Source organism: Kitasatospora sp. NPDC091257 (assembly GCF_044757675.1).
In the GTDB taxonomy this organism is placed as follows: Bacteria; Actinomycetota; Actinomycetes; order Streptomycetales; family Streptomycetaceae; genus Kitasatospora; species Kitasatospora lactacystinica.
Window position 1 is genome coordinate 1 of record NZ_JBIVVI010000324.1, and the last position, 7,884, is coordinate 7,884.

The 7,884-nt window shown below is 73.1% G+C and carries 6 protein-coding genes; all 6 read left to right on the forward strand.

The window, feature by feature from the left end:
* The coding region (locus tag ACIQOV_RS17200) for an alpha/beta fold hydrolase (protein WP_401049314.1) at window positions 1-955 on the forward strand (955 nt) is incomplete at its 5' end.
* A 121-nt stretch (window positions 956-1,076) separates the two neighbouring features.
* Window positions 1,077-2,657: a serine hydrolase domain-containing protein gene (locus ACIQOV_RS17205; RefSeq protein WP_401049316.1), complete on the forward strand. Its 1,581-nt coding sequence runs from the start codon at window positions 1,077-1,079 to the stop codon at window positions 2,655-2,657.
* A 313-nt stretch (window positions 2,658-2,970) separates the two neighbouring features.
* Window positions 2,971-4,569, forward strand: coding sequence for a PucR family transcriptional regulator (locus ACIQOV_RS17210; protein WP_401049318.1), 1,599 nt, complete (start codon window positions 2,971-2,973; stop codon window positions 4,567-4,569).
* Complete coding sequence (locus tag ACIQOV_RS17215; protein WP_401049320.1) at window positions 4,566-5,432, forward strand: GNAT family N-acetyltransferase; 867 nt, start codon at window positions 4,566-4,568, stop codon at window positions 5,430-5,432. Before ACIQOV_RS17210 ends, ACIQOV_RS17215 begins: the two co-directional genes overlap by 4 nt.
* Window positions 5,429-6,538, forward strand: a complete 1,110-nt coding sequence (gene menC / locus ACIQOV_RS17220) for an o-succinylbenzoate synthase (RefSeq protein WP_401049322.1) — start codon at window positions 5,429-5,431, stop codon at window positions 6,536-6,538. Before ACIQOV_RS17215 ends, menC begins: the two co-directional genes overlap by 4 nt.
* 231 nt (window positions 6,539-6,769) lie before the next feature.
* Window positions 6,770-7,765, forward strand: a complete 996-nt coding sequence (locus tag ACIQOV_RS17225) for a hypothetical protein (RefSeq protein ID WP_401049324.1) — start codon at window positions 6,770-6,772, stop codon at window positions 7,763-7,765.
* Window positions 7,766-7,884 lie beyond the last annotated feature (119 nt).

Sequence of the window (7,884 nt, forward strand, 5' to 3'; positions counted from 1 at the left end):
CCCTGCACCGGCCGCCGCCCCCGTCGGCGCCCCCGCCCCCGCCGCCCGGACCGGCTTCGCCCGCCTGGCCCAGATCCGGGCCGGCCTGCTCGACGTCGGCTACGCCGAGGACGGCCCGGCCGACGGCCCCGCCGTGATCTGCCTGCACGGCTGGCCGTACGACATCCACAGCTACGTCGACGTCGCCCCGCTGCTCGCCGCCCGGGGCTACCGCGTCGTCGTCCCGTACCTGCGCGGCCACGGCACCACCCGCTTCCTGTCCGAGCGGACGACGCGCAACGCCCAGCAGGCCGCGGTCGCCCTGGACGTGCTCGCCCTGATGGACGCGCTGGGCATCCGGCGGGCCGTGCTGGCGGGCTTCGACTGGGGCTCGCGCACCGCCGACATCATCGCCGCGCTGTGGCCCGAACGGGTCGAGGCGCTCGTCTCGGTCAGCGGCTACCTCGTCACCGACGTCGAGATGCAGAAGGAGCCGCTGGCGCCCGCCGCCGAGCACACCTGGTGGTACCAGTTCTCCTTCGCCGCCGAACGCGGACGGCGTGCCATGGAGGACCGGGACAAGCGCCGCGAGCTGTGCCGCCTGGTCTGGCAGCAGGTCTCGCCGACCTGGGCCTTCGACGACGCCGTCTTCGACCGCACCGCCGCCGCCTTCGACAACCCCGACTACGCGGCGATCGTCATCCACAACTACCGCTGGCGGCTGGGCCTGGCGGAGGGCGAGCACCGCTACGACCAGCTGGAGCGCCGCCTCGCCGCCCGTCCCCGGATCGCCGTGCCGACCGTGACCCTGGACGCGGGCCGCGACCCGTTCACCGCCCCCGGCGACGGCGCCGGCTACCGCGACTTCTTCACCGGCCCCTACCTCCACCGGAGCCTGCCCGAGATCGGCCACAACGTCCCCCAGGAGGCGCCCGAGGCCTTCGCACAGGCCGTCCTCGACGCCGACCGGCTCTGAGCGAGGAATGCTCCTGACGTCAGGAGGCACAGGGGCATGTCCTTTCGGCCAACGTCGGGCGAGCGGACTTTGCCTGTCAGGACAAACCTCCCGGGCAGTCCTGGCTGAGAGTCTGGGGTGCATGGCCATCTCAACAACACTGTCCGAGGTCGTGGGCTCGGCGATACGCCCGGGTGACCCGGGACTGTCCGTCGGGATCTACACCGACGGGAAGCTGATCCACCAGGCGTCTGCGGGGCTGGCGAGCGTGGAGTTCGAGGCGCCGGTCGACACCCGCACACGGTTCGACATCGCCTCCATGAGCAAGCAGTTCACCGCCGCGGCGGCGTTGCTGCTGTGCCGGGACGGGCGACTGTCGCTGGACGACGACATCCGCACGCACCTGCCCGAGCTGAAGCTGGCGGTGCCGGTGACCGTCGGTCAATGTCTGCGGCACACGGGAGGTCTGCGGGACTGGCTGGCCCTGACGACGATCGCCGGCCGCCCGCTGACGAGGATCACCCAGGACCGGACGCTGGCCTTCGTGGCAGGGCTGACCGAGGTCGACTTCGAACCGGGGACCGCGTTCTCCTACTCCAACACGGGGTACGTCCTGGTCGCCTCGCTCGTGCGGCGGCTCACCGGTCGCACCCTGGGGGAGTTCACCACGGACCGGATGTTCACACCGCTGGGCATGAACGAGACCGTGTTCCGCGAGGACAGCCGGGAGCCGCTGCCGCGATTCGCCTACGGGTACGACGTCACCCGCGGTGCCGTCCGGCGCGCCGACACCGAGGAGTCCGCGGTCGGCGACGGCGGCCTGGCCACCAGCGTCGCCGACCTGGCGCCGTGGTTCGGGTTCCTGCAGGACGGCCGGGTCCTGGGCGCCGACATCCGCGACGGGCTGGTGCGGCAGGTCGACTCCGGGGACGGGGAGGAGTGGCCGTACGCGCTGGGTCTCTACCACACGACGATCGCGGGCCACCCGGCGTTCGGCCATGCCGGCGGTGTCCCCGGGTACCGGTCCCAGCTGCTGTTCATGCCGGACGCCGACCTCGGCGTGGCGCTGCTGAGCAACAACTCCTCGATCGACTCCGCGAAGCTGGCCACTCGGGTGCTCCGGCTGGCCGCCGGGCTGCCCGAAGACGATCCCGTCGCGCTGACGGCGGACCCGGTGGCCGCCGAGCCCGCTGCCCGGCTGGCGGGGGACTGGCTGGATCCGCGATCCGGCCTCACCCTCCGGATCGACGCCGTGGGCAACGGCCGGATCCGCATCCACGACGCGCCGTCCGCCGGCGAGTTCGCCCCGGCCGTCGACGGCAGCTGGCACGGCCTGGAGGACAGCGCCGGCTTCTGGCTGCGGGTGTCGTCCGGCACGATCAGGATCGGATCGGTGTACCGCCCCGGCCGCGCCACGGAGTACCGGCGCTGTCCCCCCGCGGCTGCCGGTGCCACACTGCCACCGGCCGTCTACCGCAGTCCGGAACTCGGTGTCCTGGCGACGGTCACCCGGGACGGCACGCTCGAACTCGGCCTGGAGTTCGTCGGGACGATCGAACCGGCACCGGACGGCGCGTTCCGCGCGGGCGGCCTGATCAGCCTGCGCCCCAGCGGCGACGACCTCCTGATCAGCACGCACGGTGTCCACCGGATGCGCTTCGTCCGACAGCCCGACGACACCGCCCCCCTGGGACTTCCCCCCGGCCTCAACCTCGTCCCCTGACGGCCCCCGTCCGCTGCTCGCTCTCCGCCGACCGCCCCGAGGTGTCCCTCATCGGCGCCCCCTTCACCCGACCCATCCCCTGACGAGGACTCCCCATGACTCCGACTCCGCCGAGCCGCCGGAAGGCCGCCGGGCCGAGCAACCACGTCGCCCCCCTGGTGGGCCACACCACCCCGCGGCCGGCGGTGGCCGGTCCGGAGAGGCAGCTGCCGCCGACCGGAACGACGCATGTGTTCCCGGCCGCTGAACAGGTGACCGCCGACGGTGAGTCCACCGGAGAGCGCCGACGCCGGATGCCGCGATCGGAGCGGCGATGACAGCCCCCGCCGGGATCACCCTCGGGGTCGTGCTCGACAGCCTGGGAACCGACCTCCTACGGCCGCTCGCACTGCCGCGAGGCCGGGCGGTCGCCGTCGGGGCGCCCACGATCCATGACACCGACGCCCCCGGGACAGGGCTGACCGACGCGATCGTCCTGGTACCCGGCCGACTGACCGCCGACGTCCTGGAGCGGGCAGCCGAGCACCACGCCACGGCGGTGGTCATGCGAGCCGGCACCACGGACACGGCAGCGCTGACACAGGCGGCCGAACGGACCGGAGTGGCGCTCCTGGAGCGCAGCGCCGAGATCTCCTGGGGGCAGCTCTACACCCTGATCGACGCGCTGCGTGCGATCACGAGCCCGGTGTTCGAGCCGAACAGGCACCGGTCCACCGACCTGTTCGCCCTCGCCAACGACATCGCCGTGCGCGCCGGCGGCGCGGTGGCGATCGAGGACCTGTCCATGCGCGTGCTGGCCTACTCCACGGTCCCGGGCCAACTGGTCGACGACCCGCGCCGTGACGGCATCCTCGGCCGCCGGGTGCCGGACCACCCGACCCACGCCGAGGAGTACGCCGCCGTCCTGCGCTCCGACACCGCGGTCTGGAGCTACGAGCCGAAGGAGTACCGGCCACGCCTCGCCATCGCCATCCGGGACGGTGGCGAGGCGCTGGGCACCATCTGGGTGCTCCAAGGCGATGAGCCCCTGACGGAGGAGGCGGCGGACGTCCTCGCCGAGGGCGCGCGGCTGGCCGCGCCCCACCTGGCCCGGGTCAGCCTCGCGGCGGACGCCGAGCGCCGGCAACGAGCCGAGCGCCTGGGCTGGTTGCTCCGCGGCCTGGGAGCGACCCGGGAGCTCGCCGACTCGTTCGCGATACGCTTCGACGCCCCGGCGACCGTGCTGGTGATCGGCCGCTTCGGCGACCCGGCCGGTCACGCGCGAGGCGTCTCGCCGGACTCCGCCGCCGAATACGTCGGCGACCTGCTGCGGATGGGACTCTCCGCCTACCGGCTGGGAGCCGCCGCCGGAGCGCTGGACGGTCAGGCCGTGGCGGTGGTCGACACGGCGTCCGACGCGCCCGTGATCCAGCTGATCATCGCGACGGTGCTGGCCCGGGCGAGCGACACCCTGGGCGGCGGCTGGCGGGCGGGGATCAGCCGCACCCTCCCCGGCCTCGCCGACGTCTCGACAGGGCTGAGCCAGGCCAGGCAGGCGCTCGAGGTGGTGTGCGGACCGTTCGGCAGGACGGAGATCGGACGGCACGACGAGCTGGCCGCCCCGATATTCCTGCGGGACGTCCACGAGGCGCTCCGGTACCGTCCGGCCCTGCACGGGGAGCCCCTGTCGACGGTGCTCGACCACGACGCCCGGCACGGAACGGAGTACGAGAAGACACTGCGCTGCTGGATCGCCGGGCACTACGACGTGCCACGGGTCGCCGAGGCCATGACGCTGCACCCCAACACGTTGCGGCACCGGTTGCGCCGGCTGGCCGAGCTGATCGACATCGACGATCCGGACCTGCGGCTGGCACTGGCGCTGCAACTGCGGCTACGGCTGCCGGACATCGGCACAAAGGAGGCCAGGTGAACTCGGGCCCGGACGCCAATGGCCCGGAGCGGCCCGCCGAGCAGACTCGTCGCACGGTCGATTTTCCTTCCGCCGGCGCGGAACGGGCGGACGTCCGAATCCGGTTGCTCCGGACCGTACCCGAACTCCAGCAGGCCGACGCGGTGCTGCGCACCGTGTGGAACACCCCGGACATCGCCGAGCCACCGCTGGCCCTGGACGTGATGTGCGCGCTCGCCCACACCGGCGGCTACGTCGCGGCGGCGTATCTCGGGACGGCGATGGTCGGCGTGACCGCCGGATTCCGCACCATCGGGGACAGCCTGCACTCGCACGTGGCCGGCGTGCTGCCGGGAATGCGCGGGCGCGGGATCGGCGCGGCGATGAAGTCGCACCAGCGGGAGTGGGCCGCCCAGGCGGGCCTGTCGTCGATCTCGTGGACGTACGACCCGCTGATCCGCCGCAACGCCCACTTCAACCTGCGGCGGCTCGGGGCGGTCGCGGAGGCGTACCTGCCCGACTTCTACGGGCCGTTGGCCGACGGCATCAACGACGGCGACGACTCCGACCGGCTGTTCGTCAGCTGGCCGGTGCACGGGACGCCGCACGCACCGGCACCGCTGCCGGACCCGGCCGCGGCGGAACCCGTGCTCGAAGCGGACGGCAACGGCGAGCCCGTACCGCGCGCCGCGACCGGCGGCGTACTGCGTTGTGTCACCCCCGTGGACGCGGAGTCCCTGCGGCGAACGGATCCGGCCGCCGCCCGGCGCTGGCGGTCCGCGATGCGCCAGGCGCTCGGCGGCGCCCTGGAGAACGGCTACCGGATCGACGGGTTCGACCGGTCCGGCTGGTACGTCCTGCGACGGAAGGAAACATCGGAATGAAGCTGCAGCAGGTGGAGTTGCGTGAGGTGGCCCTGCCCCTGGTCGCGCCGTTCCGGACCGCACTGGGAACCCAGGAACACCGGAACTCGCTGCTGGTCAAGGTCACCACGGCCGACGGAGCCGTCGGCTGGGGCGAGTGCGTGGCCGACGACGATCCGACGTACAGCGCCGAGTACCTGGCCGGGGCCCGGGAAGTGGTACGTGAGTTCCTGCTGCCCCGGTTGTCCCGGGCCCCCGGGCTGACCGCGGCACTGGTACCCGAGCTGCTCCGGCCGGTCAGAGGCAATCCGATGGCCAGGACGGCCGTCGAGATGGCGGTACTGGACGCCGAACTGCGGACCGCCGGCATCAGCCTCGCCCAGTACTTCGGGGCGACGCGCACCGAGCTCGCGGTCGGCGTGTCGGTCGGCATCACGGACACCGTCGACGAGCTGATCAGCGCCGTCGACGGCTACCTCCGCGCGGGCTACGCCCGGATCAAGCTGAAGATCGAACCGGGCTGGGACGTCGAGCCGCTGCGAGCGGTCCGGGAGACGTTCGGCCCGGACATCGCCCTGCAGGTGGACGCCAACACCGCCTACGGTCCGGCGGACCAGCCCCACCTGCGCCGGCTCGACGCCTACGGGCTGACGCTGATCGAGCAGCCGTTCGCCCCCGACGACCTGCTCTCGCACACCCGGCTGGCGGCCCGCATGGACACCCCGATCTGCCTGGACGAGTCGATCACCTCCGCCCGGGACGCGGCCACCGCCATCCGGCAGGAGGCGTGCTCGATCGTCAACATCAAGCCCGGCCGGGTCGGCGGGTACCTGGAAGCCCGCCGGATCCACGACCTGTGCCTGGCGAACGGCGTACCGGTGTGGTGCGGCGGCATGCTGGAGACCGGGCTGGGGCGGGCGGCCAACCTGGCGCTGGCCGCGCTCCCGGGCTTCACCCTGCCCGGCGACATCTCGGCCTCGGCCCGCTACTACACCCGCGACATCACCGACCCCTTCGTCCTCCACGACGGCCGTCTGACCGTCCCCACCGGCCCGGGGATCGGCATCGTCCCCGACCCCGACGCCCTGCAAGCCGCCACCACCTCCACGGAACTCCTCACCGTCTGACCAGCCGTAGGGCCTCGGGCACCGCCGTGCGGTGCCCGAGTCAGGGGGCTCCTCCCCGGCAACCCCGCAGCTCGACACGGGATCCACGGACAGGCCCGACACGACAGGACATCAGCCGGCCGAGGGCCGCTCCCGCGCCGCGCGCCACCTCTCGGATCGCAGCCGGAGGAACTCGTTCCGGCGGGTTGCCGCAGCGGGTTGAGCCCGCCGCGCGAGGATCACACCGGCGGCGTGCTCACCGGCTTCCCCGGCTTCCCGCGCCGACACCCCACCACTGTCACTCCGGAGGGCCACACGAGACGGATCAGCCGCGAGACCATCCTGAGGACGGCGACCTTCTGGCTCCGCCCGGCGTTCGCGCTGCGCGTGGTCAGCCGCTTCCAGCGACTCGTGGGCTTCGACCGCTCGATGGCCCTGGCCTCGGCCGCGCTCACCGCCCTGGTGCCGCTGGCCATCGTCTGCGGCACCCTCGTCGTCCGCCTGGGCGGCAAGGACGTCGCCCAGCGCGTCATCGACCGCTACGGACTCACCGGGGGCGGCGCCGAAGCCGTGCGCGACATGCTCTCCGCGTCCAACGACTGGGGCGCCACGGGGCTCTTCGGGATCGCCTTCCTCCTCGTCTCGGTGCTGAGCTTCGCGCGGGCCGCCCAGCGGCTGTTCGAGCAGGGCTGGGAGCTGGAGCCGCTGAGCGTCCGCAACACGGTCAACGGCCTCAAGTGGATCGCGCTGCTGGCCGGGTACGCCGCGCTGAGCGGCTGGGTCCACGCCGTTCTCGACCGCGGGCCGCTGGGGCTGGGAGCGGACGTCGTGGAGGCGCCGTTGACGGCGGCCTTCCTCGTCTGGAGCGGTCGGCTCCTGTCCGCAGGCAGGATCCCCCGGCTCGGCCTCGTGCCGTTCGGGTGCATCGCGGCGGTCCTGCTGGCCGGGTACTCGGTGGCCATGAGCGTCTACCTGCCGCGCCTCTTCAACGCCTCCACGGACCGCTACGGCGCGATCGGGGCGGTCTTCGCCATGCTCTCCGCCCTGTTCGGGGCCATGCTGGCGACGGTGGCCTCGGCGGCGCTCGGACGGGAGGTGCGGGACGAACTCGACAGGATCGGGCGCGGCGAGCGCCCGCCGGACGACGAGGTCCGCCAGCAGTGGGACACGGTGCTGCGGCTGGCGCGGTCGCGCTGGCAGACGACTCGTGGACACGGCTTCCTGGGGCGGCTGCCCCGGAGGCACTGAGTGCCTGGCGCCCCTCGCACCAGGGTGGGCGAGGGGGGCGGGGGGGTGGGGCGGGCCGGCGTGGTGGTCGAATTAGGCGGTTTTGAGGCCGGGAGATGGGAAGAGCACACCTAAGAACA

Coding starts and splice junctions, on each gene's coding strand:
- ACIQOV_RS17205 (WP_401049316.1), top strand. CDS start 1,077: ATGGCCATCTCAACAACACTGTCCGAGGTCGTGGGCTCGGCGATACGC.
- ACIQOV_RS17210 (WP_401049318.1), top strand. CDS start 2,971: ATGACAGCCCCCGCCGGGATCACCCTCGGGGTCGTGCTCGACAGCCTG.
- menC (WP_401049322.1), top strand. CDS start 5,429: ATGAAGCTGCAGCAGGTGGAGTTGCGTGAGGTGGCCCTGCCCCTGGTC.